The sequence below is a fragment of the Maribacter caenipelagi genome (assembly GCF_004364175.1).
GTDB lineage: Bacteria > Bacteroidota > Bacteroidia > Flavobacteriales > Flavobacteriaceae > Maribacter > Maribacter caenipelagi.
Genome location: NZ_SNZW01000019.1, coordinates 48,510 through 74,953, shown reverse-complemented (window position 1 = coordinate 74,953; position 26,444 = coordinate 48,510). Strand labels below are relative to the sequence as shown.

The following is a 26,444-nucleotide window of genomic DNA, read 5'->3' as shown; positions in this document are numbered from 1 at the left end:
ACAAGAACGTACTTCTTATTTACTTAGAAATAATCTAAGAGAAATAGCCTGTTCTAATTACATGGAAATATGAGTATTAACCAAGCACATCCATCGGTAACCAATGCATAAACTGAACATCGGCATTAATGGTTTTGGAAGAATAGGCAGAACCCTATTTCGCCTTCTACAATCGCATGAAATTTTAAATGTGGTTGCTATTAATGATCTTGCAGATACCCGTACACTTTCGCATCTATTAAAATACGATAGTATTCACGGTACCTCGCCTCATGATATTTCACATGACGAAGAGCACATTATTGTGAACGGAAACGCTATTTCGTTGTACAACGAATCTCACCCATCTAAAATAAACTGGTCATTGACAGCGGTAGATGTTGTTGTAGAATGTACCGGCAAATTCAAGGATAGAGAGTCATTATCATTTCATATTAAAAATGGTGCTAAAAAAGTTATTCTATCTGTACCACCAACTGAAGATGATATAAAAATGATTGTCTTTGGTATCAATGAAAATACATTGACAAAATCTGACGATATTATATCTAATGCGTCTTGCACTACGAACAATGCTGCGCCAATGATAAAAATTATCAATGATTTATGTGGTATCGAACAAGCCTATATTACAACCATACATTCTTACACTACAGATCAAAGCCTACATGATCAACCTCATAGAGATTTAAGAAGGGCTCGTGCGGCATCGCAATCTATCGTACCAACTACTACAGGTGCAGCAAAAGCATTGACCAAAATATTCCCCGAATTGGCAGATACTATTGGGGGTTGTGGCATAAGAGTACCGGTACCTAATGGGTCGTTAACAGATATTACATTGAATGTAAAACGAGCTACAAGTATTGAAGAAATAAACTCTACATTTGAAAAAGCATCACAGAACCATTTTAAAAATATTGTACACTACACTAATGACCCAATAGTTTCTATTGATATAAACAATAGTTGCTATTCTTGTACGTTTGATTCTTTGATGACCTCTGTAATAGGAAAAATGGTTAAAATTATCGGCTGGTACGATAACGAAACCGGATATAGCAGTAGAATTATAGATTTAATTAATTTTATTAGTACTAAAAATTATATTTGAAGTTTTTATTTTTAAATAAAGCATTAAGAATTTTATTAGTCACCATTTTAATTTTGGCGACTACCACTACCCTATTTTCCCAAGATGCCATTGCACAAATAGACATACAACCTTATTTCGATCAAGCAAGAAAATTTAAGAACCAAGATAAAATCGATCTTGCGCTTGAAACACTAAATACTGCTGCAAATGAAGCTGAAAAAGGTGAAGATATTAAAGGTCTTATCGACAGTTTACACGAATTAGCACTACTCTACTTAAAGATTGACAAAGAAGGCGACACTGAATTTTATTGGGATCGTGCCAGTGTTCTTTTAAAAGATATCGCATACCCATATGGAGATGGTATGCACAAATATATTGAAGCAATTCTTTTACATAGAAGTAACCGAAATTTTCAAGCATTGTTTATGCTCAATGAAGCTAAACAACTAAATAACGATCGTAATTTTTACAATAATCTGTTATTGACCGAGGCAAAGGTATATCTCAGTTTAGAGAAATACGATAGCGCCACTAAAAATTTAAACTCACTTATTGTAAATACCGATCTTTACGAAAAAGAATACCTGACCACACAGGCTTACCTAACACTTGCCGAGTTAAATTTAAAAATCGATAATTTATCTGAAGCTGCAAAAAACGGAGAGAACGCTCTAAAGCTAGCAATTGATAACGGATTTTTAGAAGACATTAAAAATTCAAACACATTGTTATCTTCTGTTTATGAAAGGTTAGGTTTATACCAAAAGTCTCTTGTAAATACCCAAAATCTGGTGCAATTAAAAGATTCGATATTTAATATCGACAAAAATAAAATTGAAGCTAAAACAGCAGATAAAATCAGGGATGATTACAAAACAGAAGAGATTGCACGCCAAGAGAAAAAAATAGAAGAGCTTACCGAATCTCAAAACAGGTCTGAACTAACGGCAATTTTAACTTCTGCATTTTTAATCATTATTTCATTATTAGCAGTTACACTGTATAGAAACAATCAGATTAAGTTAAAAACGAACGACCTTTTACAGACTAAAAACAAAGAACTACAAATTGCTCGTGATGGCGCCGTACAAGCTATGGAAGCAAAAACGAACTTCCTTTCTACAGTGAGTCACGAACTTAGAACACCCTTGTACGCTGTTACAGGATTGACACACCTTCTATTGGAAGAAAATCCAGAAGAGCATCAAAAAGAACATTTAAAGGCACTGAAATTCTCAGGAGACTACTTACTTAACTTTATTAATGACATTCTTCACATCAACAAAATTGATGCGAACAAATTAGAACCCCTAAACATGGAGTTTAACCTTAGTAAGGTGATTAATGAAGTAATTAATTCTTTAAGCCAAAGTGCTAAGTCGAACAAAACAGACTTAGTTTTAGAATACGATTCAGATATACCAAACAATTTACTGAGCGACCCACTTAAACTATCCCAAATTTTTATGAATTTGATTGGTAACTCCATCAAATTCACCAAAGGTGGTGAGGTAAAGGTTATTGCCAAATTATTGAACAAAATCGAAGATGATATTACTATCTATTTTGAAGTTAAAGATAATGGTATCGGCATCTCAAAAGAAAAGCAAAAAAGCATTTTCGAAGGATTTGAACAAGGCTCCATTCAGATTAATAGAGAATATGGTGGCACTGGTTTAGGTCTTACCATTGTTAAAAGCTTATTGAGCTTATTTGAAAGTAAAATTGAGCTTGAGAGCTCTTTAGGAGAAGGCAGTTCTTTCTTCTTTGAAATTAAAATGAAGTACATTGACAGCGCTTCTGAAGATATTTCGTTTGAAATTACGCCTAAAGATTATGATTTTAAAGGGTTGCATTTGCTCATTGTCGAGGATAACAAAATTAACCAGGTTATTACAAAAAAGATGCTTTCTAAAAGAGATATGACCAGTGATATTGCCAACAATGGTCATGAGGCGATCACGGCTGCACAAGAAAATGTATACGATGCAATTTTAATGGATATTCATATGCCGGGTATCAGCGGAGAAGAAGCGACCATTGAAATTAGAAAATTCAATCAAGACACTCCTATAATTGCCTTAACAGCTATTTCACTTGATGACAGTTTAGAAAGTTTCTATGCCGCAGGTTGTGACGACGTGGTTACCAAGCCATTTAAGCCCGATGTTTTTTATCAAAAGATAGGTGAGAATATTTTTGATAAAAGAGCTAAGAAATCGTTGTCATAAATTGTAGTAATTCCTTTTTCAAAAGTTCGCGATCATTTTCAAAAAACTCATGTTTCACTTCTATATAGTGTAATCCCGTTATCTTAGATTTTAAACGTACATAATCCTTTTCAGTAGTAAGAATACATTCCTTTTCTTTTAAAAGTTCAATTTCTTGATCAGTAAAGAAATGATGATCATTGTATTTTAAATGTTCAAACGTAATTCCTTCTGAGATTAGAAACTTTACTAAGGGAGCAGGATTCGCAATACCCGTCACCAAGGTTACTTTTTTTCCCTTCAACGCATCTAATGACAGCCCTGATCCCTTTAGCTCTTTATTATAAGATAAATAACTGAACAATACTTTTTGATGGAACTTAGGGTCAATACTAGCTCTAATTTTGTCCTTTTCTGATGACGATAAGTTAGCCGGACATTTTGTAACTACAATTAAATTTGCCCTACACGCCTCTCTCTTAGAATCTCTTAAATCACCCGTTGGCAAATACCAATCTTTCGTATATAAATTATCATGAGCGGTCAACAAAATAGATAACCCAGCTTTTACTTTTCTATGCTGAAAGGCATCATCTAGCAGAATAACATCAGCATTTATCTTTTGCTCAAGTTGACCGATTCCATTTCTTCTATCGGCATCAACAGCAACAGTAACTTTAGGAAACTTTGATTTCAACTGAAAAGGTTCATCACCCAAATCCTCAACACTGGTTTGTTCATCTGACAGTAAAAATCCTTCTGATTTCCTTTTGTACCCCCTACTCAATATAGCTACATCAAACTTTTCAGAAAGTTCACGCACTAATAGCTCGATCATAGGAGTCTTACCAGTTCCGCCTACACTTAAATTACCTACACAAATAGTTTTTGTATCAAATGATTTAGAAGAAAATATGCCCCAATCATATAATCGATTTCTAAGAAACACAATTAATCCGTAGATTAATGAAATAGGAAAAAGAAGTTTTCGTAACACCTGCATCAGAACGAAATTATAATAATTTATCTTTGAATATCTTATTTTTCAATAAAATGACCGTAAAAGACATCACCCATATCCTAGAAGAATTTGCCCCGCTGACCTATGCTGAAGATTTTGACAATGTAGGTTTGTTAGTCGGTAACGCATCTAATGAAGTAACCGGAGTACTGGTTACCTTAGATACTTTAGAAAATGTTGTCGATGAAGCTATTGCTAAAAAGTGTAACCTAATCGTAAGCTTTCACCCAATTATTTTCGGAGGATTAAAAAAAATTACCGGTAAAAACTATGTGGAGCGTGTAGTTATCAAAGCGATCAAAAACGATATCGCCATATATTCTAACCATACAGCTCTCGACAATGCTCGACATGGGGTAAATACCAAAATCTGTGAGGTTTTAGGGTTATCGAACACCCAAATATTGATTCCTCAAAAAAATACGATTAAAAAACTGACCACTTATATTCCTAATAACAATCTAGAAGAAGTAAAAAATGCCCTTTTTAAAGCCGGCGCAGGTGATATCGGCAATTATTCTGATTGTAGTTTTACAGTTGAGGGCAATGGTACTTATAAAGCGAATTCAGATGCAAACCCTGTAAAAGGAAGCATTGGCACTACGCATACTGAAAATGAAACTATGCTTACATGTGTTTTTGGCAAGAATGAAGAATCTACCATAATTAAGGCTTTGTTGTCTTCTCACCCTTACGAAGAGGTTGCCTATGATGTGCAAACCATAGAAAATACGAACCAAAACATTGGCATGGGTATGGTCGGAGAATTAGATAAAGAAGTCTCTGAAATCGAGTTTCTTGACCATTTAAAGCATAAAATGAATGCTAAATTGGTACGGCATTCTAATTTTTTAAATAAACCGGTTAAAAAAGTAGCTGTACTTGGCGGTAGCGGTTCATTTGCCATTGGCTCAGCAAAAGCTGCCGGAGCAGACGTATTTGTTACCGCAGACCTAAAATACCATCAATTTTACGAGGCTGAAAACCAAATAGTTTTGGCAGATATAGGACACTTTGAAACTGAGCAGTTTACAAAAAACCTTTTAGTTGATTATCTTACGAAAAAAATTCCTAATTTTGCAATCCATTTATCGGAAAGTATAACAAATCCCATCAATTATTTTTAATATGGCAAAAAAAGAAGATTCATCTGTAGAAGCAAAGTTAAGAGCATTATATGATTTGCAATTAATTGATTCTAGGGTTGATGAAATAAGGAATGTTCGTGGTGAACTTCCTTTAGAAGTAGAAGATTTGGAAGATGAAGTCCTTGGCCTAAAAACGAGAATGGATAAACTTAAATCTGATTTAGAGAATATCAATTTTGAAATCGGTGCTAAGAAGAACCTTATTGAAGAAGCAAAGGCATTAATTAAAAAATATGGCGAGCAGCAAAAAAATGTTCGTAACAGTAGAGAATTCAACTCTATCAGTAAAGAATTGGAATTTCAAGAATTGGAAATTCAATTAGCTGAAAAGAACATTAAAGAATTTAAAGCTCAAATTGACCAGAAGAAAGCGGTTATTTCTGAAACTAAAGAACGTTTGTCCGAACGTGAGGCTCACCTTAAGCATAAGAAAAGCGAACTGAATGCTATTCTTGCCGAAACTGAGAAAGAAGAAAAAGCGTTATTAGAAGAGTCTATCAAATTTCAAGATAAAATTGAAGAGCGTTTAGTAAAGGCTTATGCACGCATTCGTAACAATGTTAAGAATGGTTTAGCAGTTGTGCCAATTGAAAGAGGTGCTTCTGGTGGTTCTTTCTTTACTATTCCACCTCAGGTTCAGGTTGAAATTGCTTCAAGAAAGAAGATTATCACCGATGAGCATAGTGGTCGTATTTTAGTTGACCCAACATTAGCTGAGGAGGAAAGTGAAAAAATGCAAAAAATGTTCGCTAAACTATAATAGCAAACATCTAATTTATATTTAAAAAGCCATCTTTAAAAGATGGCTTTTTTTTGTTTAAATTCATAACTATGAAATCTCTAAAAATCTTTTTCACTTTTATGATGATGCAAACTTTGAACGTAGAAGCTCAAAATATATCTGATTTTAAATGGAAGAATAGAATTATAGTTCTTTATGAAAACGATACGAATGCTAACGAAGTAAAATCTGCCTTAGAAATTATTGATACCAATGCCTCTAAATATACCGAAAGAGATATTCGTGTTTTCGTTTACAAAGACGATGTATTTTATAACACTAATAGAAAAGCTACTGGTATAAAGAAATCAGATATACTGCCCGAGATCTTCAAAGGTTATATTTTAATAGGAAAAGATGGCGGAATTAAGGTTAAAGCCCCATACCCTTTTAATTTAGAAAACTTGTTTCTTCTAATAGATAGTATGCCAATGCGTAAAAGTGAAATGAGGTCTAATAAATAACTACCCGATTAGCTTCAACATTAGTTTTTCAACTTCTTCACTATCCCATTTCGCTGCTATATTTGGCAGTTTCATTACTTCTCTCATGATTTCTTCTTGAGCATCACCTTCTGCCAGTGCTTCTGCATAGGGTCTATTTGAGAATGTTACTCTACTGTAAGCGGGAATCCATTTTTCTGGATGCTTTGCCGAAAAGTGCTTTTCAATCTTTTTTTGAAGCAGAAAATTAACATCTGCTGTTTTACTACTCATCTCCACAAAATTGCGATAACTTAATTCCGCTATAGCATCTGCATTTGGTTTACGCTTTTCCTGATACGTAGAAAAAATACGTTCCCAGTCATCTCCGAATTCCTTTATAATTTCATCCAATACAAAAATATCTTCAAAGCCAGCATTCATTCCTTGTCCGTAAAACGGTACTACGGCATGCGCAGAATCGCCTACCAGAGCAACTTTGTCCCAGTAGGTCCAAGGGTAGCATTTCATTGTTACCATGGCGCTAGTGGGGTTCTTAAAGAAATCTTCTGTAAGATTCTCTATATCATCCATAACATTCGGAAAATACGTATTGAAGAAATGAACTGCTTCTTTTTTGGTCTTAATATTTTCAAAAGAAACATCACCTTCAAAGGGCATAAATAACGTACAGGTAAAACTTCCATCTAAATTTGGCATGGCAATAAACATAAATTTACCACGTGGCCATATATGAAAAGAATTCTTGTCTAATTTATGAGAACCATCTGCATTAGCCGGTATAGTCAATTCTTTATACCCAACATCGATAAAACGCTGAGAATAATCAAACCTACTGCGCCGCTGCATCTTATGACGAACTCGCGAAAATGCTCCGTCGCAACCAAATACCAGATCGAACGGGTATTCGACCCACTCCCCTTTCTCACTTTCACCTGTAAATACTTTGGCGCCTGGTAAATCTATATCCCAAACCTTCTCCTCGAAACGAAATTCTACTCCGCTTTGTTCTGCCAAATCGATCATGCGTTTATTTAGAACGCCACGTGAAATAGACCAAATGGCTTCACCTTCTTTACCGTATTTTTGAAAATATTGTTCTTTCCCTATTACATGCATTGCCCTTTTATCTAAGGGTATGGCGATTTCTTTAATCTCGTCTTCTATACCAACTGCCCTTAAAGCGTTCCACCCTCTATTGCTCATAGCAAGATTAATGGATCGACCAGAAAATTCTATATTTCTAATATCTGGTCTTCTATCGAAAACTGTAATTTGATGTCCGTATCGTTTCAGGTAAATGGCAAGCAAGGATCCTACCAGGCCTGAACCAATAATGGCAATGTTCTTTTTTTCTTGGGTCATGTTTAAGGCTTTAAGCCAACATTAATTGAATGTTAAAAATAGGAAATTATGCCTTCATTTCTTGTATAAATAGATAAACTAGGCAAATCATTTTCTTAATTGAGTACATATCTGTTTAATTTTTAATTATTTTTGTTAAACAAAATATACACCTTGAAACATTTTAATAAAGAAGACCTAGGTAAAATGCCTAGTAGATACAGAGCTCATTTAATTAATAGTTGCACCGGATATAAATCTGCCAATCTATTAGGTTCAAAATCAGGTGCCGGTATTAGTAATTTAGCTATTTTCAATTCTGTAGTTCATATCGGTAGTACACCACCAATGTTAGGCTTTATTTTAAGGCCACTTACGGTAAAAAGAAACACCTATTCTAATTTTAAAGAAAGTGGATTCTTCACGGTCAACCAGGTAAATGAAGCCATTATAGAAGATGCACACCATACTGCCGCTAGTTATGATGAAGATATTTCAGAGTTTTCAAAAACGAATTTAACCGAATCTTATCTAGATAATTTTCAGGCTCCGTATGTAAAAGAGAGTGTTATTAAATTGGGGTGTAGCTATGTCAACGAATATGAAATTAAAGAGAATGGTTGTCTATTAATAATTGGCGCTATTGAACATGTTTATTTACCGGAGGATATTTTGCACGATGACGGTTGGTTGCAGTTAGATAAGGTAAATACTACTGCTATCAATGGTTTGGATGCTTATGCACTACCTCAACTTTTGGCAAGATTCGCATACGCTACACCAGACGAACCTAGTAAACATATACTATAGTGGCGCATAAAAAAGTAAATCTAGAAACAAAAATTTGCGCTACTTGCAATAAACCATTTTCATGGCGCAAAAAATGGGAACGCAATTGGGAAGAAGTAAAGTATTGCGGAGAAAAATGCAGACGCAATAAATAGAAAAAGGAAAAACATGAATAATTTAATCTGGTTTAGAAACGACTTACGAGCTAGTGATAATTCTTCGCTTGTTGAAGCTATGAAAGGCAACAAGGTTATCGGGTTTTATTGTTTTGAATCTTCATTCTTTGAATCTGACGAATACGGCTTCAAAAGAACAGAAAAGTTCAGGGCCAAATTTCTACTCGAAACCGTACATCAATTAAAAGAAGAACTTGAAAAACTAAATATTCCACTTTTTGTTTACTATGGTAATTCGGCAAATTACCTACCTAGCCTAATAGAGAAACATACTATCGATTCTATCTTCTTACAAAGAGAATGGACTAGAGATGAAAAGGTTATACTTGATAATGTAAAGAAAAAAGTACCTTCTGGGGTCAAATTCAATGAGGTGTATGACCAATTTTTATATCACCCCGATGATATACCATTTAATGACTTTAAATCCATACCCGATATTTTTACAAACTTCAGAAAAAAGTGCGAAGTAAATTCTAATATAAGACCTATTATCCAAGTGTCATCAAAAATGCCTGTTTCAAATTTAATTGATACTGAAACCAAAATTCCCACTTTAAAAGAACTAGGTTTTACTAATTTCTATATACATGTAAATACGGCTTTTCCTTTTAAAGGAGGGGAAGCAGAGGCAATTAAACGTATTCAAAACTACTTTTGGGAAACAAAAAAACTAGGTTTTTATAAGAAAACCAGAAACGGATTAATTGGTGTAGACTACAGTTCTAAATTATCTGCTTGGTTAGCAAATGGTAGTATTTCACCAAGAATAATCTACTGGGAAGTGAAAAAATTTGAGAGTGACATAATTAAAAATCAAGATACTTACTGGTTAATATTTGAATTGATTTGGAGAGATTACTTTAAATATGTTTCGCTAAAACACCATGATGCAATTTTTAAGTTAGGGGGAATTTTAAATGGTACTTATAATACGAAAATCAATGAAAAAGATAAACATAACTGGATTAATGGTTTAACTAAAGAACCTTTTGTAAATGCCAACATGAAAGAACTATTAGAAACCGGATGGATGAGCAATAGAGGCAGACAAAATGTGGCTAGCTTTTGGTCTAAAGAACTAAATCAAGATTGGCGAATAGGTGCTGCTTATTTTGAAAGTATGCTAATAGATTATGATGTACACAGCAATTGGGGAAATTGGATGTACGCTAGTGGTGTAGGTAATGATCCCAGAAACAGAAAATTTAATATTAAAAGTCAAGCAGAACGATATGACGCTACAGGCAAATATCAACGAATGTGGCTACAACAATCATTATTCTAATCATAGCATAAAACAATACACCAAATTATGAAAATAGTACGCTTAATTTTAGGTGATCAATTAAATCAAAATCACTCATGGTTCTCTACCGTAAATAATGACATTACTTATGTCATGGCAGAAATGAGACAAGAAACGGATTATGTTAAACATCACGTTCAAAAAGTGGTTGCCTTCTTTTTAGCTATGCGAAATTTTAAAGAAGACCTTTCTACAAAAGGTCATCGATTCATTTATTACAAACTGAATGACAAAAAAAACCCTCAAAAATTAGAACAAATAATTTTAAAAACGATACAAGGAATTAATGCTGATAAATTTGAGTATCAGTTACCTGACGAATTTAGACTTGATCAACAGCTAGAACAAATTTGCAGTTCTTTAAATATAGCTACAGGTAGCCATGATACCGAACATTTTTACACGACAAGATTTGAGTTAAAAGATTTCTATAAAGGCAAAAAACAAATGGTCATGGAAAGCTTTTATAGAATGATGCGCAAAAAGCACGACATAATGGTGCAAAATTCTCAACCAGAAGGCGGTAAATGGAATTACGACCAAAGCAACAGAAATAAATGGAAAGGCCAGCCACCTATACCCAAAGAAAAAGAATTCGTTAAAAATGTAGATGAAATCATTAAACTTCTTAAGAATGCGAATGTGCAAACAATTGGTGAAATAGATTCAGAATCATTTGCATGGCCGGTTACCAGAGAAGAATGCTTGACTACATTAGATTATTTCTGCAACCAACTACTACCGCATTTTGGCGATTACCAAGACGCAATGCATACCGATAAAAAGTTTCTCTTTCATTCACGTTTATCATTTGCTATGAACGCCAAAATACTATCGCCCAAAGAAGTTATAGATGCTGTTTTAAACCAATTTTACGATAAAATTACCGATATAAACATCTCTCAAGTAGAAGGTTTTATAAGGCAAATTTTAGGTTGGAGAGAGTATATGAGAGGTATTTATTGGAAAGAAATGCCTGAATACAAAAAACTAAACACCTTAAATAACACGAACAAATTACCAGATTTTTTTTGGACAGGTAATACAAAAATGAATTGTCTAAAAAAAGCTATAGGGCAGAGCTTAGATGCTTCTTACGCCCACCATATACAAAGACTTATGGTTATTGGTAATTTCGCTTTATTGACTCAAATAGACCCCGATGAAGTCGACAACTGGTATTTAGGTGTTTATATCGACGCCATTGAATGGGTTGAAATCACCAATACTAGAGGCATGAGCCAGTTTGCCGATGGTGGTATCGTAGCAACCAAACCTTATGTTAGCAGCGCTAATTATATCAATAAAATGAGTAATTATTGCGGTAATTGCCATTACAGCCACACTAAAAAAATAGGCGATAAAGCGTGCCCATTTAACTCGCTGTATTGGAATTTTTTATCTGAAAAGAGAGAACATTTTAAAGAAAATCAACGTATGAATATGATGATGGCTCTTTTAAATAAAATGGAGAGTAATAAACTGGCAGAAATTCAAGAAAGGGCAACTTTTATAATTAATAATTTAGATGAATTTTAATGGTTATTTAAAGACAAATTAACATTAAAACATGGTCTAAATCATACTTTTGAAACGTAAATATTTAGAACATTCCGCGAGAGCGCCTATATAAAGAAAACCCCTTTTCATAATTATGAAAAGGGGTTTTTATTTTGTTTAATATCATTATAATAATAACACATCCTCATAATAATATTTTCTTTAACACCTCGGTTACACCAAAGGCGTTAAGTAATGAGACAAACTATTGTTCTTGAACCTGTTCTGGATTTAAAATTATTAGCGGGACTTAATAAGATATATTTCGATTTCAATAAAAGTGATATTAGACCTGATGTTGCAAGGGAATTGGATAAAGTGGTACGTGTAAAAAAAAGATGTATTAGCATCTAAATTAGAAACTATCAACCACAAAAAAAGTCCTTTACAAATTGTAAAGGACTTTTTGATTTTTATAAGTTATAATAGCCTACTCTAAAATACCGTCAACTATTCCGTATTTAATAGACTCTTCTGCATTCATCCAATAATCTCTATCGAAATCTCTTAAAACCTTCTCAAAATCTTGACCACAGTTATCTGCTAATATTTGTGCACTTAACTCTTTGGTCTTAATAATTTCTCTAGCTTGAATTTCAATATTAGAAGCTTGACCTCTCGCACCACCACTTGGTTGGTGTATCATTACCTGAGCATGTGGCTGAATGAATCTTCTACCTTTTTTACCTACTGATAACAAAATCGAACCCATTGATGCAGCCAAACCTGTGCAGATAGTTGAAACGGGACTCTTCAAAGCTTTTATCGTATCATACATTGCAAAACCAGAAGTAACATAACCACCCGGACTATTAATATATAATTGTATTTCTTTATTGTTCTGCATATCTAGATACAACAACCTGTCAATTACATGTTTTGCAGAATCGTCATCAACCATACCCCATAGAAAGACTTTTCTTTCCTCCAGCATTTTTTCATCTATGGCTTCCTGAATTTTTCCTTTTTTAGCACTCATATTTTAAGTTTATTTATCTCTAACAAAATTAATGAATTAAATCATAAACATAATTAGCAATAACCCTTTGAATTATCACCCAACCCTGTTTCTATTAAATGGAAAACGTTAATATTCGATTAGGATTGCTCTTCCACCGTAACTGTTTTCTCTACGACCTTTTTAATAGGGATAACAACCTTACCGGTTTTTGTTTTTAATATCATTGAAATATTATCGATACCGATTACCGTACCCTGTAAATCTCCTATTTTAACCTTATCCCCTACCTCATATATTTTCCTTGAATAGAATGTTCTTAATAGATCACCTACAATTTCTCTAGACCCTAAGCCTAATGCCAATGCAATTGCCAATAAGAAAGCACCTAGTACAATGGTAAAGTTATTAGTGATAATCTGAGTATCTATACCTGCTTGATTCAACGCAGTAATACTTACAAATATGATAATAAGATAAAATAATACGTTGCCTAACAACTTACCACCACCTAAACCTATTGAATCAAATACTTTGACTATCGTTTCTTTAATTGTTTTGGCTAAAAATAGACCAATCATAAAAATTATCATTGCTGACAATAATATTGGCAAGTATCTTAAAAGATTTGCGATTTCTGTAGATATAATGGTTAAGCCCATAATATCTGATGCAACGATTATAAATACCAACCATAACAGCACCTTTATAAAAGTGACAATTATTTTAGGTAAATCTATTTTGATATCGGCATCGCCAAATAATTTCGCTTCATTAATTTTCTCGGAAGCCTTATCTAGTTTGATCGCTTTAAATATTCGCTTTAAAATAAAGGTGACCACTTTAATAATTATCCACCCAAAAATAATTACGATAAATGCCCCGAATATGCCTGGTAATGCAGAAGCAATATCCTTGAATATATTACTTAATGATTCAAAGGTGAGGTCTTTCCACTTATCAACTGTTTCCATATAACATTTCTACTTTATTTGTATTCTTTTTTCGATTTTGTATTTAGCATACCTTCAATTATAGACGCAAAACTACCTGTAAACAAATGAGACAATTCCATGATCAACTTAGCCGTTGCAACATCATCCATAACTTTTTTACGTAGTTCTGGTGGAACATCTTTAAGATCTCCCTGCAAGTTTTTAAATGGATTTTTGTCCTGTTCTAACATTAAGGTAGGGTTTTATACATTTCCGTAACTTTCGCTTTTGCTCTTTTGAGCCTCATTTTTATGGCACTTGATTTTAATTCTAAAATATCCTCTAATTCTTTAATAGATGCTCCGTCTTGATATTTCAACAGTAAAATTGATTTATCTTCAGGTGCTATAAGCTCTAATGCTTTCTTAAGTTTATCCACCTGCATCTGCAATAACAAGTTATCGGTAACCTCTACAGGTACATCTTCATGCGTTTCAAACTTTACTGAATTATCATTAATTTTTCGCTCCTTATTTCTATTCACATAATTGACACAGAAATTATAGGTGAAGGAATATAACCAGGTAGAAAATTTTGAATTTCCTTTGAACGAACCCAATTTTACATAAAGCATTAGAAATATATCTTGGGTCAAATCTTCTGCTTCTTTATTAGACTTTGCAAAACCCAAGCACTTATTATAAACTAATTTCGAGTACCTATCATAGATCACACCAAAGAGCATAGAGTCATTGTTCGCAACAATGCGTTCTACTAACTCTAAATCGGTATATTCTTCCTTTTCACCACCAGAAACCGATTTCTCATTGAACTGGTTTCCGATAATAACAAAACAAAGCTTTTTAAGAAATGTCACTTTGATAGATGGTTTACAAAAAATAAAAGTAGGTTAAAGATACTGTAATTGATATATTTACTTGAAAATCTGCCGAAAATGAAAAAATTAATTATTCTTTCCGTTCTTATATCTAGTGTTTTTACAGCATGTAAAACCGACCAAAAAAAGCCTAAAATTGCTGTTGCCGAAGATACGGAATTGACAGTACTTGAAAAAATCGCAAATGCAAACGGATTTGAAAACTGGAAAGATGTTGAGAGTATCAAGTTTACCTTTAATGTTGATCGTGAAGATGAGCACTTTGAACGTACCTGGTTATGGGAAACATCGTCTAACGATGTTACTATGATGACCAGACAAGATACTATTACCTATAATAGAAAAGCAGTAGATAGTGCTATGGTTTCTACAGATGGTGGATTTGTAAATGATAAATTCTGGCTACTAGCACCTTACCAATTGGTTTGGGACCAAAAAAGCTTCACCTATAAACATACAGAAAATGTAGAAGCTCCAATCAGCAAAACTACCATGCATAAATTGACCACGGTCTATAATAATGAAGGTGGTTACACACCTGGTGATGCCTACGATTACTACTTTGGTGATAATTATATTATTAAAGAATGGGTCTATAGAAAAGAAAATCAGTCTGAACCTAATATGACTACCAGCTGGGAAGACTATAAAATGCTAAACGGATTAAACATTAGCATGATGCACAAAAGACCAGATGCTGATTTCTCTCTTTTCTTTACAGGTGTTGAGGTGAAATAATGAGGTACAATTAAGAACTAGCTTAAGCCTTTTTTCGCTTTAACAACAGCGTAAATAGTAGAATTAAGAATCCGCATGCTAGCAACACAACAAAGCTTCTTGTTAGACTGTAATTTTCTGCCAGGAAACCCAATATTGGAGGAGCACATAAAAAGCCTGCATATCCTGCTCCTGCAATAAATGCTATGCCCTTTGAGGAATCTATCCCTTTTACGTTCCCTCCTATTCTAAATACTTCGGGCACCATTACCGAAAAGCCTAATCCGTTCAGGGCAAAACCAAAAATGCTTAAATAGGTATTTCCCGAAAGGACCAAAAAATAACCTAGTATTGCGAGAATAGCCCCTAACGCGACTATTTTAACCGAACCAATTTTATCGCTGATACCATCACCTAGAAAACGACCTAAGGTCATGGTAATTTGAAATCCTAAAAATCCTAATCCCCATAAGGCTTCTGGTGCTAGTGCAATTTCTTTTAAGTATAGTCCGCTCCAGTCAACAATAGCCCCTTCACTTCCCATTGCCATAAAAGAAATAAGTCCTAAAAGCAATAATGGTTTTAGCAGTCCAAAACTAAATGGCTCATTTTCAATTTCTTCGGCTAGTTCAGTAAAATATTGATTCCTGAATTTTAAATTGACGACCAAAACCAGTAAGACGGCAATGGACATGTGTAATACGGGATTCGATAACGGACCAATTAAAAAACTACCCAAACCTGCCAATACTCCGCCAAGACTAAAAAAACCATGTGAGGCCGCCATAAATTTCACCTTGTCTTTTTTCTCTATTTCCGTCACTAGGGTATTCATCGAAATATCGGTAATTCCGTTTGCTGCCCCAAAGAGAAATAAGGCTCCCGTTAATACATAATAATTTGGGGCTAGCAAAGGCAACATAGCAGCTGCGCAGCTTAATAACACACCATAAAAAGTGGTTTTACCTACGCCTACCCTATTGACTATACCAGAAGCAAAAGGAAAAATAGTAAACACTCCCAATGCCAAAAAGAAAATAGCAATCCCTAATTCAGACTTACTAATTGCTAACGATTCTTTTACCGCAGGTATATAGATTGCCCATGTACCAAATAGAATATTAATACTGGCGAAAACCCATGAAGGTCCGAAGTATCTGGCATTCCCTAAAATTAATCGTAATGATTTCACTTAGAATTGGTTATTGGTTATTGGTTGTCCGTTAAATATTAAAAAAGACTTTTCTATTCTCTATTTTCTAAAATTCTATAAAGTTTAATTTGCTAGAACTCCTGCTTTTAAAATTTGTCCGAAACGGTACATATCTTCATAGGTAGAATAAAAAGGTGCTGGTGCCAAACGAATTACGTTTGGTTCGCGCCAATCGGTTACTACGCCATTTTTCATTAAATAATTGAATAGAGATTTTCCTTGTCCGTGTAAAAACACAGATAACTGACAACCTCTATCTTTGGGAGTAATAATTTCAAAAGAGCTATCTACTTCTTTATCTATTTCGTGTAAAATGAATTCCAAATACGAAACTATTAACTTTCTCTTTTCTATCAGCTTTTGCATGCCCACTTCTTCGAACATGGTAAGTGATGCCAAATAAGGTGCTACCGATAATATGGGTGCATTACTTATTTGCCAAGCGTCTGCATTTTCCATAGGTTCAAATTCTGGCTTCATAAGAAAACGGGTTTCTTTCTTTGTTCCCCACCAACCTTCGAAACGTTGAATATCTTTCTTGTTCAGGTGCTTTTTATTCACAAAAATACCAGATGTATTACCAGGTCCACTATTCATATACTTATAACTACACCAAGATGCAAAATCGGCATCCCATTCATGTAGTTTCAATTCAACATTACCTACTGCGTGAGCTAAATCCCAACCAACGTTGGCTCCCACGGCTTTTCCGGCTATTGTAATGGTTTCCATATCCATTACCTGACCGTTGTAATAATTTACTCCGCCAATTAAAACTAGTGCAAGCTCATCGCCAAGCTCTTCAATTTTCTCCAATATATCTTCTGTTCTCCAATGATGTTCTCCATCTCGTTTCTTTATTTCAACAATAGTTTCTTTCGGATCTAGACCATGAAAGCGTACCTGACTTTGAAACATGTATTGATCACTAGGAAAAGCCTTTTCTTCGCACAGAATCTTAAATCTCTTTTTTGTCGGATTGTAGAAAGATACCATCAACAAATGGAGGTTTACGGTCAAGGTATTCATCACCGAAACCTCTTCGGGCAATGCACCAACGACTTTCGCTAAAGGTGCTGCTAAACGCTCATGATAGTCCCACCATGGTTTCTCGGCATAAAAATGCCCTTCTACGGCTAATTCTGCCCAATCTTTCATCACCTCATCTACAAAAGACTTGGTTCGTTTTGGCTGTAGCCCTAAAGAGTTTCCTGTAAAGTAGATAACTTCTTCCCCGTTGATTTTTGGGAAAATGAATTCATCCCTATATGCTTTTAAGTTGTCTTGTGCATCTAACGATTGTGCAAAGTCCAACGTATTTTTAAATTCCATAGCTAATTTTGTACAAAAGTAATCATATGCCTATAAAACTATAGACTCTATTCAATAAATGGGTATTACGATTCTGTTCTTAAACGCATTTCTATCATATGTCTTTTAAACCCTTTTTTCTCGTAAGCTCTTATGGCAGGCTCGTTTTCAGTATATACGTGCAATCGAATTTCAATTAAACCAGCGTTTGTAGACCAATCTTGCAAAGCACTTACAATTTTACCATTTATACCCTTGCCTCTATATTCGGGATCTGTGTACATAAAACCTAAATAGGCAAAAGTCTCATGATCCAAGTAGGTTCTTGCCAGTTTTTCTAAGGCATAGCCGGTCGCAACAATTTTATCGCCATCACAAGCAACCATAACAGTTGCTCTAGGGTTATCCATCAAAGCATCTAAATCGTAATATTTTACTCCGCTATTTCTAATGGTCGGGTCCATCGGTCGTTCTGCTTTCACTACCTCTTGTTCATATTGCAACAATACAGGTATATCACTTTTTACCGCTTCTCTTATCGTAATTTCATTATTCATCGCTCTACTCTTTTCAGTTCATTAAATTAAGGCTTAAAACCCTATTTTTGCAAAAAGAAACACATGCATTTTTTATCACCTCTTTTAGAAAGCTATTTAGCCGATAATTCACAAGCTGAACCTAAATTATTACAAGAGCTTACGCGCGAAACGCACTTAAAAGTCATACAACCACGCATGCTTACCGGGCATTTTCAGGGTCGTGTTTTAAGTTTGCTTTCTAAATTGATAAATCCGACCAATATTCTTGAAATCGGTACCTACACCGGGTATTCTGCCTTATGCCTTGCCGAAGGTTTACCTAAAAACGGACAATTGCATACCATAGATGTCAATGCAGAACTAGAACAGATTCAGCGCTCCTTTTTTGATCGAAGTAATTACGGTTCTCAGATTATTCAGCATGTGGGCAATGCACTGGATATTATCCCTAAAATGGATATTACTTTCGACCTTATTTTTATTGATGCCGAAAAAAAACAGTATAACAAATACTTAGAAGCTGTTTTACCAAAAACCAAGTCTGGTTCTGTTATACTTTCTGATAATGTATTATGGTCGGGTAAAGTGGTCGAGCCTTTAGACCCTAAAGATGTTACTACTAAAGTATTATTAGATTACAATAAAAAACTAAGTGAACACCCGCTTTTAGAAACGGTATTGCTACCTATACGCGACGGTCTGACCTTAAGTAGGGTGAAATAAGTACCCCGTACAATCTATAGAACAACCAAGCCGATATAATACCTACCAACGCACCAACGATTAAATCGATTGGAAAATGTACACCTACGTACACTCTACTCATTGCAAATAATATAGGCCAGATATAAAATAGGTAGACCCATTTAAATTTTCGTCTTAAAAAAAGAACCGTTATGGTTATGACAGAAAAGGATGATGAAGCGTGACCTGAGAAAAAACTGTAGCCTGACGGACTTCTTAAAATACGAATCAAAGTATTTAATTCTTCGTCATTATTTGGTCTTAACCTGGCAACCACATTTTTGGTCAAATCTGTTACTGTAGCCACAAATACGACCATGACCAATAAGGTCAAAATCATAGCTGTAGCTTCGCGTTTCGGAAACTTAACAAAGAATAGAATTATTATAAATGCAAATAAGGGAAGCCAGGGTGGAAATTTGGTGACCGTAGACCAAAAGACATCGTACTGCTCAATACCAAGACTGTTAAGATAGACAAAGGCATCTCGATCCCATTGTAAAATCTTATCTAACATAGAAGATTACTTTCTCTTGATACTACCTGTTACATCGTTGATGTTTTTGCTGACATCGGTAATTTGTTTCTTAACATCACTACCTAAGCCCGAGCTAATATCTTTTTTCATATCATCGATATCTTTCTTAATATCGGTAACAAAACTAGTATCAATACCCTGCTTGTCTGCACTCTTCTGAATTTCTTGTTTAATATCTTCGGTAGCATCTTTAAGTTGACGCATACCTTTACCCAACCCCTTAGCAATATCAGGAATTTTGTCGGCGCCAAAGACCATCACTACTATAAACATAATGAAGAATATTTCTGCGCCACTAATAAATAATGAATACATAGCAATCATACTACAAATATAAACAAGTTTAGTATCCAAAATTAAAAAAGCCCCGTAGTTATACGAGGCTTTTAACAATAATTATTTTATTAATTATTTTCCTTTAATTCCTTCTTTCATTTTATCGAAATCGCTCTCTTGCTCTTTCTTCGGCCAGCTATTGTTTGTGGTGTCAATATCTGCCGTTTCCATTTTAGGATCTATGTTTACACCTTTTAGCTCAGAAGTAGATGAAATTACCATACTTACTTCTTTGCTATTCTTTCTCCAAATTTCTGGAGGGTAGGTTACATTCTCTACAGAACCATCTGCATATGTATATTCTACAATCAATGGCATTGGTAAACCACCCGGACTGTTATATGTTACTTCGTAAAAATACTTTGGTTCTTTAACCGCTGCTCTTTCTGCCGCGGTCATGTTATCCATCATAAATTCTTTTAAAGTTTTTGAAGTTTCTGATGGTAAATTATCCTTTAATTCAGGAGCTATCATACCTGAATCATCATACTCCTCTAAATAAACCATTGGTCTTAAATTAGATTCTGGAATACCACGCTCAGCCAAATACGCTTTCATTTTTTTATTCGGCGTATCGCTTACGTAATACTTTTTAATATCCTTAACGGCCATATCTACATAATCAGTTGTATAGAACCAACCTCTCCAGTACCAATCTAAATCAACAGCAGAAGCATCTTCCATTGTTCTAAAGAAATCTTCTGGTGTAGGATGCTTAAATTTCCAACGTTGAGCATAGGTTTTAAATGCATGGTCGAACAACTCACGCCCCATAACAGTTTCTCTCAATATATTCAAAGCTGTTGCCGGTTTACCGTATGCATTCGGACCTAGTTGATATACATTCTCTGGATTAGACATAATCGGAGAAATTGTACTTTGATCTCCGCTCATATAAGGTACGATCTTCGCAGGATCGCCTCTTCTAGATGGGTATTTAGCATTTGGTGCAATTGCTTCTGGATAAGTTTCACCGAATTCTTGCTCTGCCATGTATTGCATGAACGTATCTAAACCTTCATCCATCCATCCCCATTGACGTTCGTCTGAGTTTACGATCATTGGAAAAAAGTTATGACCTACTTCGTGAATAATTACACTGATCATTCCGTATTTAGTTCTATCAGAATAGGTACCATCTTTATTTGGTCTACCGTAGTTCCAGCAGATCATTGGGTACTCCATACCCTGATTTTTAGCATGTACAGATATTGCTTTAGGGTAAGGGTAGTCAAATGTATGAGATGAATATGATTTCAACGTAAGTGCGACCGCCTTGGTAGAATACTCTTCCCACAACGGGTTACCTTCTTTAGGGTACATAGATACCGCCATTACATCTCTGTTACCTAGCCTAACCGCTTGCATGTCCCAAATGAACTTTCTTGATGTTGCGAAACCGAAATCACGAACATTTTCCGCCTTAAGCTTCCATGTTTTTGTCTTATCAGAGAATCCTTTTTCAGCTGCTTCTGCCTCTGCCTGAGTTACTATTATAACAGGTTTGTCATACGACTTCTTTGCCTGCTCATAACGACTCATCATTGCTTTGGTGTATACTTCTTTTCTATTTTGAAGTACACCTGTACCATCTAAAATATGATCCGCAGGTACCGTAATATTCACTTCATAATTACCAAATGGCAATGCAAACTCGCCATTACCCCAAAACTGGTGGTTCTGCCATCCTTCTACATCATTATAAACTGCCATTCTTGGAAAAAACTGAGCAATTACATACGCTCTGTTTCCATCTTCCTCAAAATACTCGAATCCGGATCTTGCTCTGTTTACCGTATGATCAGGTATGTTATAGTCCCATTTGATATCAAAAGAAAACTTATCTCCACTTTTAAGCGGTGTCGGTAAATCTACACGCATCATGGTGAAGTTCACTGTATATGGTAATGCTTTACCTGAGTTATCTTTTACGTAATCGATATTAAAACCGCCATCGAAAGACTCGGTCATATAATTACCGACAAATTTCTCAGGTGAATCGCCAAGTGGAATACCACTGCCATTCTTTAAGGCCGCTTTTGAATCTTTTGTTCTAATGTTCTGATCTAACTGCACCCATAAGTACTCTAAATCATCGGGAGAATTATTGGTATAGGTAATGGTTTCTGTACCGAATATTTTAGCGTTCTTGTCATCTAAACGAATATCCATTACATAATCTGCCTGTTGCTGATAATAATCAGGACCAGGAGCACCTGATGCCGACCTGTAGGTGTTCGGCGTAGCGAACTCCTCGTATAATTGTTTGAACTTGCTCTGGTTGTAGTGCCCAGGCTCCTTTTCTTTTGTTACAGCCTCTTGTGCAAAAGATACTGCGGCGAAAAGGAATAAAATAGACGCAAATGCGTACTTTACTCTTATCATTTCATAGTTATTTAGTGTCGGAAAATTAAAGTTTTTATAGCGATATCTTAATATATGTTACAAATTTAACATTCCTTTAATACGTGATTTTACAAGTACATGGCTCTTTTTCTTCCCTTTTGCCTTCATATGTACCACATTCTGCTGATCATCATATATATCTGTAAGCACCTCATTGGTAATACCAATCTGTTTTAAAGTTTCAATAGGAATATTTGGCACCTCTAAATAACAGATGACCATATCTGAATCGTATTTATGACCGATGAAATCGTACTTCGTAGTTTCGCCATTTATCTCTACCAAAAATTTAGTGCGCAAGTATCTTTCTAAATACTCCTTATCTACCGATGATTCTTTATCTGTACCCAATGAAGAAGAAAATTCATATCGTTCTTTTAATACCGCATTCATATCATCGATAAAAACACGCGTAATTATCTGCACGGCTTGATCTTTCTCTGAATAATCTACATTGGTAACACTGATGTAAAATTTATGTGCTCCTGCAAAAGCAAAAAGAGGAAGTATCAACAACAAGAATGCTGTTCTAACAAGTTTCATATTGTATTGTTTTATAACATCTGTACAAACCATATGCCAAAGATATAGTGCTTAGTCTAAAAAGTTATTCTCTCTGTATAGTAAACTTTTCTTTCGTAGGTACTCCCAAATTTCCAATTCGCTATGGGTATCGACCACCTGTTGAAATCTTGGATCTACCTCGCAGTAATATAGAAAATCGTCTATTTTATCTTTAGGGATAAATAGTTGTTTTACATAAACACTATCGGCATAAAACGCTCTTACCCGTTCTGTTCTATCGTAAAGTTTATTTCGCTCTACACGTTTTTTTAACATTTTAGTACGCCCTGAAATTGCATTTATTAAGGGATCAAAACTCATAATAGGGTTACCAGTGGCCGCCTTAAGTTCTCGTTCTGCCTTGGTCGGTATTTTTACATAAGCATTTGGTAGCCCCAATGTAGATGCCGTAACTATAGGATCTAAATCTAAGGTAGTTAGATCGGTCAATAAATTACCGCTAAGGTTATAGGGTGTTACGGTTACTTCATCTAATTCGGTCAAGGCATCTTCTAGCCCTACAGAGATTAGCTTACTTTCAAAAATAGCCGAACTGACTACTACAATTTTCTTTTTATACTGAACGGCAGAGAACTCTAAAGTATCAAATAGCTTAACATCAATAGCAAAATACCCGTATTCGTCTGTAATAGTGGCTCTTTGTGATGTTAAATTAAGTACATGTGTTGCAGCAACGTCTCCATCATCACTATATACCCTACCCTCTAATCTTTTAGAATCACCTATTTGCGCGACAACCAATGCGCTATAAAAAAGAAAAAATACAAGGAGTCTACTCCCCATTTAAATCTTTAAGAAACGATTTACTATTATTGACCAAAGCATCGATCAACTGAAACTCATTTTCTTTTTTAAGTAGCGATTTAGTAGGCATTTTATCATCACAGTAGTACAAAAACTCATTTATCTTATCTTGAGGTATATGAAGATCTACCACAAAGAAAGAATCATCGTAAACCTGACGTAGTACTTCGCTAACTTTTAATTTTGGTCCTTCTTCTACGGCTTCATTTTGAGCTTTGAAAATAGCCCTAAAAATATTCACGAAATTTAAGCCGTCTTGCATACCTCTATCCGCCTCAGACATAGCTATATTTTCCACTTCTGTACCACGATCAATTTCGTATTCGTATTCCTTAAATTCTTGGTTCTTCACCTCTAGAAAACGCTCTTGTTGTTCTGGTGTAATAACTACCTCGTCTAACTCCGTCACTTTTTCGTTGACCTCTACCACCAAACGATTGTTGGCTAAAATTTCTTCGGTAATCGTTACCACTTTTATATTGTAGTTAACGGCAGTAAAAACAATTTGGTCACCCACCTTTACATTAATTCTAAACAAACCTTGATCATTGGTAATTGTAGCCCGTTCAGAAGTTGCGTTGATCACATTTTCATTGGGCACACCAATGTTCATATAGATTACCGAACCGCTTAGAGGTTGCCTAGCATCATCTTGCGAAAAGCCCGATATTGCTGTAAATAATACAAGTAAGAAAAGTAATTTTTTGGTCATTTAGTGTATATTAAAACTGATAATACCCTTAGCATAGGGCATTCAAAAGATAAAGAAAAGATTTGTAATCTTCATAAAAAAAAACCCGTCAATAAACTTTTGTTAATTTCTTCATAGCAGACCCTATTTTCTACAGCTACCAAATTCTGAATTGCCAAGTAAAAACAACCCCATTCAACGACATTAGATGTTCTTTAACCTATTACCCTATTATTTCAACTTATAAATAAAGCGGATTAAGAAGATAATTCTATTTTTGTTTATCACTATTTTCTCGTCATAAGACACTAAGTATGAAAGCAATAATTTTCTTTATTTTATTTACAGTTCTAGCGGTACCTACCGCATTCGCACAAATTAAAATAGGAGACAATCCACAAAATATAGACGCTTCATCGGTTTTAGAGCTTGAAAGTACCTCTAAAGTATTGGTCATAACACGGGTTACTACGCTAGAGATGGAAGCAATTACCCCACAACGTGGTGGTATGGTCTATAATACCGATACAGAGTGTATTAATTATTACGACGGCACCCAGTGGGTAAATTTATGCGATGCCGTAAATTTCACCATCACCAACGATCCAATTATTAATGGTAGAAGTACCATTGAAATTACCGAATCTGCAGCAGGTTATAATCTAGAAGTTGCCAAAAACAGTATTTTGGGCGATAATATTATTGATGGTGGTATTGGGCCAGATGACATTCAAGATAATTCTATTACCCAAGACAAACTAGCTGCAGAATCTGTAGGTTCTAGTGAACTTAGACAGAACTCCGTAGGATCAGAAGAAATTAGAGATGGTAGTATTGCCCCTGCAGATATTGCCAATTTTGTACCGGGACAAGTATTGACAACGGATGAAAACGGAATTGTACAATGGGAAGACTCAGACGGACTTTTCGATTTAACGTTCAACAAATTAGATACTACGTTAACTATTGCCAGATCTACCATAGCGGGAGTTTCTACCATTAGCTTAGGAGCTTTAATAGGTTCTGATGATCAGCAATTAGACCTTACGAACAATATTCTTAGTATAGAGAATGACCCGAATACAATAGACTTATCAACGTATTTTCAAACCTTAAGTATTAACCCTGCTACAAGCGAAATAACTTTAAGTAATGGCAATACAATTACCTTACCTGCTGCAGCTGCAGAGGTTGATGGTATTGTAGGAAATGAAGTTTTAAATGCTACAGATGGTACACTTGTACGAAATGGTGATGGAACAAATGCTAACCCTTACACTTTAGATGTCGCACCTAAAGCTATTGATACTGAAGAATTAGCAAATAATTCGGTAAACAATGACATTCTTGCTAACAACTCAGTAGAAACAGTAAATATTGTAAATGAAACTATACTATCAGCTGATATATTAAATGGTACTATAGGATCCATAGATTTAGCACTTGGTGCCGTAACGACCCTCAAAATTCTTGATGATAACGTTACTCCTGCCAAAATAGAGGCAAGTGCTACAGACGGACAGATACTTACCACTGATGGTACAAACGTTGTTTGGGCAAACCCTGTAGCCCACAATGTCAATACGGATGAAACTTTGATCGGAAATGGCAACTTGATAGACCTCGGTATTGCCGACGATGCCGTTACGACCATTAAAATCCTTGATGATGCGGTTACCCCTGCGAAAATCGAACCTGCACCTGGAATATTGACCGAAGACCAAGTATTAATTACAACTACTGCTGGAGTTGTTCAATGGGCAGATTTCCCACCTGATGGAACAGCAGCTACTACAGATTGGGCTACGCTAACTAATATCCCCCCTGATTTCATGGATGGAATTGATAACGATACTAATCTGGACGAAGCAGCCGTCGATGCTTTTGTA

27 protein-coding genes are annotated in these 26,444 nt (G+C 35.0%); 12 read left to right on the top strand and 15 right to left on the bottom strand.

Annotated elements, in window-relative coordinates:
• The first annotated feature begins 103 nt into the window (after positions 1-103).
• Positions 104-1,114, top strand: a complete 1,011-nt coding sequence (gene gap / locus DFQ03_RS17570) for a type I glyceraldehyde-3-phosphate dehydrogenase (RefSeq protein WP_133674547.1) — start codon at positions 104-106, stop codon at positions 1,112-1,114.
• On the top strand, positions 1,111-3,330 hold the full coding sequence (locus tag DFQ03_RS17565; protein WP_133674546.1) for a hybrid sensor histidine kinase/response regulator: 2,220 nt from the start codon (positions 1,111-1,113) through the stop codon (positions 3,328-3,330). The genes gap and DFQ03_RS17565 overlap by 4 nt, the downstream gene beginning before the upstream one ends.
• Here DFQ03_RS17565 and lpxK read toward each other — a convergent pair.
• Positions 3,311-4,312, bottom strand: coding sequence for a tetraacyldisaccharide 4'-kinase (lpxK, locus tag DFQ03_RS17560; protein WP_133674545.1), 1,002 nt, complete (start codon positions 4,310-4,312; stop codon positions 3,311-3,313). The genes DFQ03_RS17565 and lpxK overlap by 20 nt on opposite strands.
• Positions 4,313-4,362: 50 nt before the next feature.
• Between lpxK and DFQ03_RS17555 the strand changes: the two genes are divergently transcribed.
• The 3 genes from DFQ03_RS17555 to DFQ03_RS17545 all read left to right on the top strand — a co-directional run bounded on the left by DFQ03_RS17555 (position 4,363) and on the right by DFQ03_RS17545 (position 6,723).
• On the top strand, positions 4,363-5,457 hold the full coding sequence (locus DFQ03_RS17555) for a Nif3-like dinuclear metal center hexameric protein (protein ID WP_133674622.1): 1,095 nt from the start codon (positions 4,363-4,365) through the stop codon (positions 5,455-5,457).
• A gap of 1 nt (position 5,458) precedes the next feature.
• The gene (locus DFQ03_RS17550; RefSeq protein WP_133674544.1) at positions 5,459-6,238 is read left to right on the top strand and encodes a zinc ribbon domain-containing protein; all 780 of its coding nucleotides are present in this window, start codon (positions 5,459-5,461) and stop codon (positions 6,236-6,238) included.
• Positions 6,239-6,309: 71 nt separating this feature from the next.
• On the top strand, positions 6,310-6,723 hold the full coding sequence (locus DFQ03_RS17545; RefSeq protein WP_133674543.1) for a DUF4174 domain-containing protein: 414 nt from the start codon (positions 6,310-6,312) through the stop codon (positions 6,721-6,723).
• Here the strand turns inward: DFQ03_RS17545 and DFQ03_RS17540 are convergent, their stop codons facing one another.
• Complete coding sequence (locus DFQ03_RS17540; protein WP_133674542.1) at positions 6,724-8,067, bottom strand: FAD-dependent oxidoreductase; 1,344 nt, start codon at positions 8,065-8,067, stop codon at positions 6,724-6,726.
• A 153-nt stretch (positions 8,068-8,220) separates the two neighbouring features.
• Between DFQ03_RS17540 and DFQ03_RS17535 the strand changes: the two genes are divergently transcribed.
• From DFQ03_RS17535 to DFQ03_RS18900, 5 genes are all read left to right on the top strand, one after another.
• A complete protein-coding gene (locus tag DFQ03_RS17535) occupies positions 8,221-8,856 on the top strand; it encodes a flavin reductase family protein (protein WP_133674541.1) in 636 nt (211 codons plus the stop codon).
• Positions 8,856-8,990, top strand: a complete 135-nt coding sequence (locus DFQ03_RS17530; RefSeq protein ID WP_133674540.1) for a DUF2256 domain-containing protein — start codon at positions 8,856-8,858, stop codon at positions 8,988-8,990. Before DFQ03_RS17535 ends, DFQ03_RS17530 begins: the two co-directional genes overlap by 1 nt.
• A 13-nt stretch (positions 8,991-9,003) precedes the next feature.
• Positions 9,004-10,299, top strand: coding sequence for a DASH family cryptochrome (locus tag DFQ03_RS17525; protein ID WP_133674539.1), 1,296 nt, complete (start codon positions 9,004-9,006; stop codon positions 10,297-10,299).
• A 27-nt stretch (positions 10,300-10,326) separates the two neighbouring features.
• The gene (locus DFQ03_RS17520; protein WP_208295936.1) at positions 10,327-11,859 is read left to right on the top strand and encodes a cryptochrome/photolyase family protein; all 1,533 of its coding nucleotides are present in this window, start codon (positions 10,327-10,329) and stop codon (positions 11,857-11,859) included.
• Between the two features lie 216 nt (positions 11,860-12,075).
• Positions 12,076-12,234 (top strand): hypothetical protein, encoded by a 159-nt coding sequence (locus tag DFQ03_RS18900; RefSeq protein WP_166637493.1) that lies wholly within the window; start codon positions 12,076-12,078, stop codon positions 12,232-12,234.
• A 76-nt stretch (positions 12,235-12,310) separates the two neighbouring features.
• On the opposite strand, the gene DFQ03_RS17515 is transcribed toward DFQ03_RS18900, so the two are convergent.
• The 4 genes from DFQ03_RS17515 to DFQ03_RS17500 form a co-directional block, all read right to left on the bottom strand.
• Positions 12,311-12,859 (bottom strand): ClpP family protease, encoded by a 549-nt coding sequence (locus DFQ03_RS17515; RefSeq protein WP_133674537.1) that lies wholly within the window; start codon positions 12,857-12,859, stop codon positions 12,311-12,313.
• 119 nt (positions 12,860-12,978) lie between these two features.
• Entirely contained in the window at positions 12,979-13,812 is an 834-nt protein-coding gene (locus DFQ03_RS17510) for a mechanosensitive ion channel family protein (protein WP_133674536.1), read from the bottom strand.
• 14 nt (positions 13,813-13,826) lie between these two features.
• Complete coding sequence (locus tag DFQ03_RS17505; protein WP_133674535.1) at positions 13,827-14,024, bottom strand: hypothetical protein; 198 nt, start codon at positions 14,022-14,024, stop codon at positions 13,827-13,829.
• Positions 14,024-14,650 (bottom strand): RNA polymerase sigma factor, encoded by a 627-nt coding sequence (locus DFQ03_RS17500; RefSeq protein ID WP_243834536.1) that lies wholly within the window; start codon positions 14,648-14,650, stop codon positions 14,024-14,026. Before DFQ03_RS17500 ends, DFQ03_RS17505 begins: the two co-directional genes overlap by 1 nt.
• Before the next feature lie 78 nt (positions 14,651-14,728).
• Here DFQ03_RS17500 and DFQ03_RS17495 point away from each other — a divergent pair, with 78 nt between their 5' ends.
• The gene (locus tag DFQ03_RS17495) at positions 14,729-15,409 is read left to right on the top strand and encodes a hypothetical protein (protein ID WP_133674534.1); all 681 of its coding nucleotides are present in this window, start codon (positions 14,729-14,731) and stop codon (positions 15,407-15,409) included.
• A 22-nt stretch (positions 15,410-15,431) separates the two neighbouring features.
• Here DFQ03_RS17495 and DFQ03_RS17490 read toward each other — a convergent pair whose 3' ends face one another.
• The 3 genes from DFQ03_RS17490 to DFQ03_RS17480 all read right to left on the bottom strand — a co-directional run bounded on the left by DFQ03_RS17490 (position 15,432) and on the right by DFQ03_RS17480 (position 18,469).
• The gene (locus tag DFQ03_RS17490; protein ID WP_133674533.1) at positions 15,432-16,580 is read right to left on the bottom strand and encodes an MFS transporter; all 1,149 of its coding nucleotides are present in this window, start codon (positions 16,578-16,580) and stop codon (positions 15,432-15,434) included.
• An 84-nt stretch (positions 16,581-16,664) separates the two neighbouring features.
• The gene (gene kynU / locus DFQ03_RS17485; protein ID WP_133674532.1) at positions 16,665-17,933 is read right to left on the bottom strand and encodes a kynureninase; all 1,269 of its coding nucleotides are present in this window, start codon (positions 17,931-17,933) and stop codon (positions 16,665-16,667) included.
• 65 nt (positions 17,934-17,998) lie between these two features.
• Entirely contained in the window at positions 17,999-18,469 is a 471-nt protein-coding gene (locus DFQ03_RS17480; protein WP_133674531.1) for a GNAT family N-acetyltransferase, read from the bottom strand.
• A gap of 63 nt (positions 18,470-18,532) precedes the next feature.
• Here DFQ03_RS17480 and DFQ03_RS17475 point away from each other — a divergent pair, with 63 nt between their 5' ends.
• Positions 18,533-19,174 carry an O-methyltransferase gene (locus tag DFQ03_RS17475; protein WP_133674530.1) on the top strand — a complete coding sequence of 214 codons (642 nt, stop codon included), beginning with the start codon at positions 18,533-18,535 and terminating at the stop codon, positions 19,172-19,174.
• Here the strand turns inward: DFQ03_RS17475 and DFQ03_RS17470 are convergent.
• The 6 genes from DFQ03_RS17470 to DFQ03_RS17445 all read right to left on the bottom strand — a co-directional run bounded on the left by DFQ03_RS17470 (position 19,137) and on the right by DFQ03_RS17445 (position 24,576).
• Entirely contained in the window at positions 19,137-19,712 is a 576-nt protein-coding gene (locus DFQ03_RS17470) for a phosphatase PAP2 family protein (RefSeq protein ID WP_133674529.1), read from the bottom strand. The two genes, DFQ03_RS17475 and DFQ03_RS17470, sit on opposite strands and share 38 nt — an antisense overlap.
• Before the next feature lie 6 nt (positions 19,713-19,718).
• Positions 19,719-20,048, bottom strand: a complete 330-nt coding sequence (locus DFQ03_RS17465) for a Sec-independent protein translocase subunit TatA/TatB (protein WP_243834535.1) — start codon at positions 20,046-20,048, stop codon at positions 19,719-19,721.
• Between the two features lie 93 nt (positions 20,049-20,141).
• On the bottom strand, positions 20,142-22,454 hold the full coding sequence (locus tag DFQ03_RS17460) for a M1 family metallopeptidase (protein ID WP_133674528.1): 2,313 nt from the start codon (positions 22,452-22,454) through the stop codon (positions 20,142-20,144).
• Between the two features lie 57 nt (positions 22,455-22,511).
• The gene (locus DFQ03_RS17455) at positions 22,512-23,018 is read right to left on the bottom strand and encodes a DUF6702 family protein (RefSeq protein ID WP_133674527.1); all 507 of its coding nucleotides are present in this window, start codon (positions 23,016-23,018) and stop codon (positions 22,512-22,514) included.
• 51 nt (positions 23,019-23,069) lie between these two features.
• Positions 23,070-23,843, bottom strand: a complete 774-nt coding sequence (locus tag DFQ03_RS17450; protein ID WP_243834534.1) for a carboxypeptidase-like regulatory domain-containing protein — start codon at positions 23,841-23,843, stop codon at positions 23,070-23,072.
• Positions 23,833-24,576, bottom strand: coding sequence for a peptidase associated/transthyretin-like domain-containing protein (locus DFQ03_RS17445; RefSeq protein ID WP_133674526.1), 744 nt, complete (start codon positions 24,574-24,576; stop codon positions 23,833-23,835). Before DFQ03_RS17445 ends, DFQ03_RS17450 begins: the two co-directional genes overlap by 11 nt.
• Between the last annotated feature and the right edge of the window lie 1,868 nt (positions 24,577-26,444).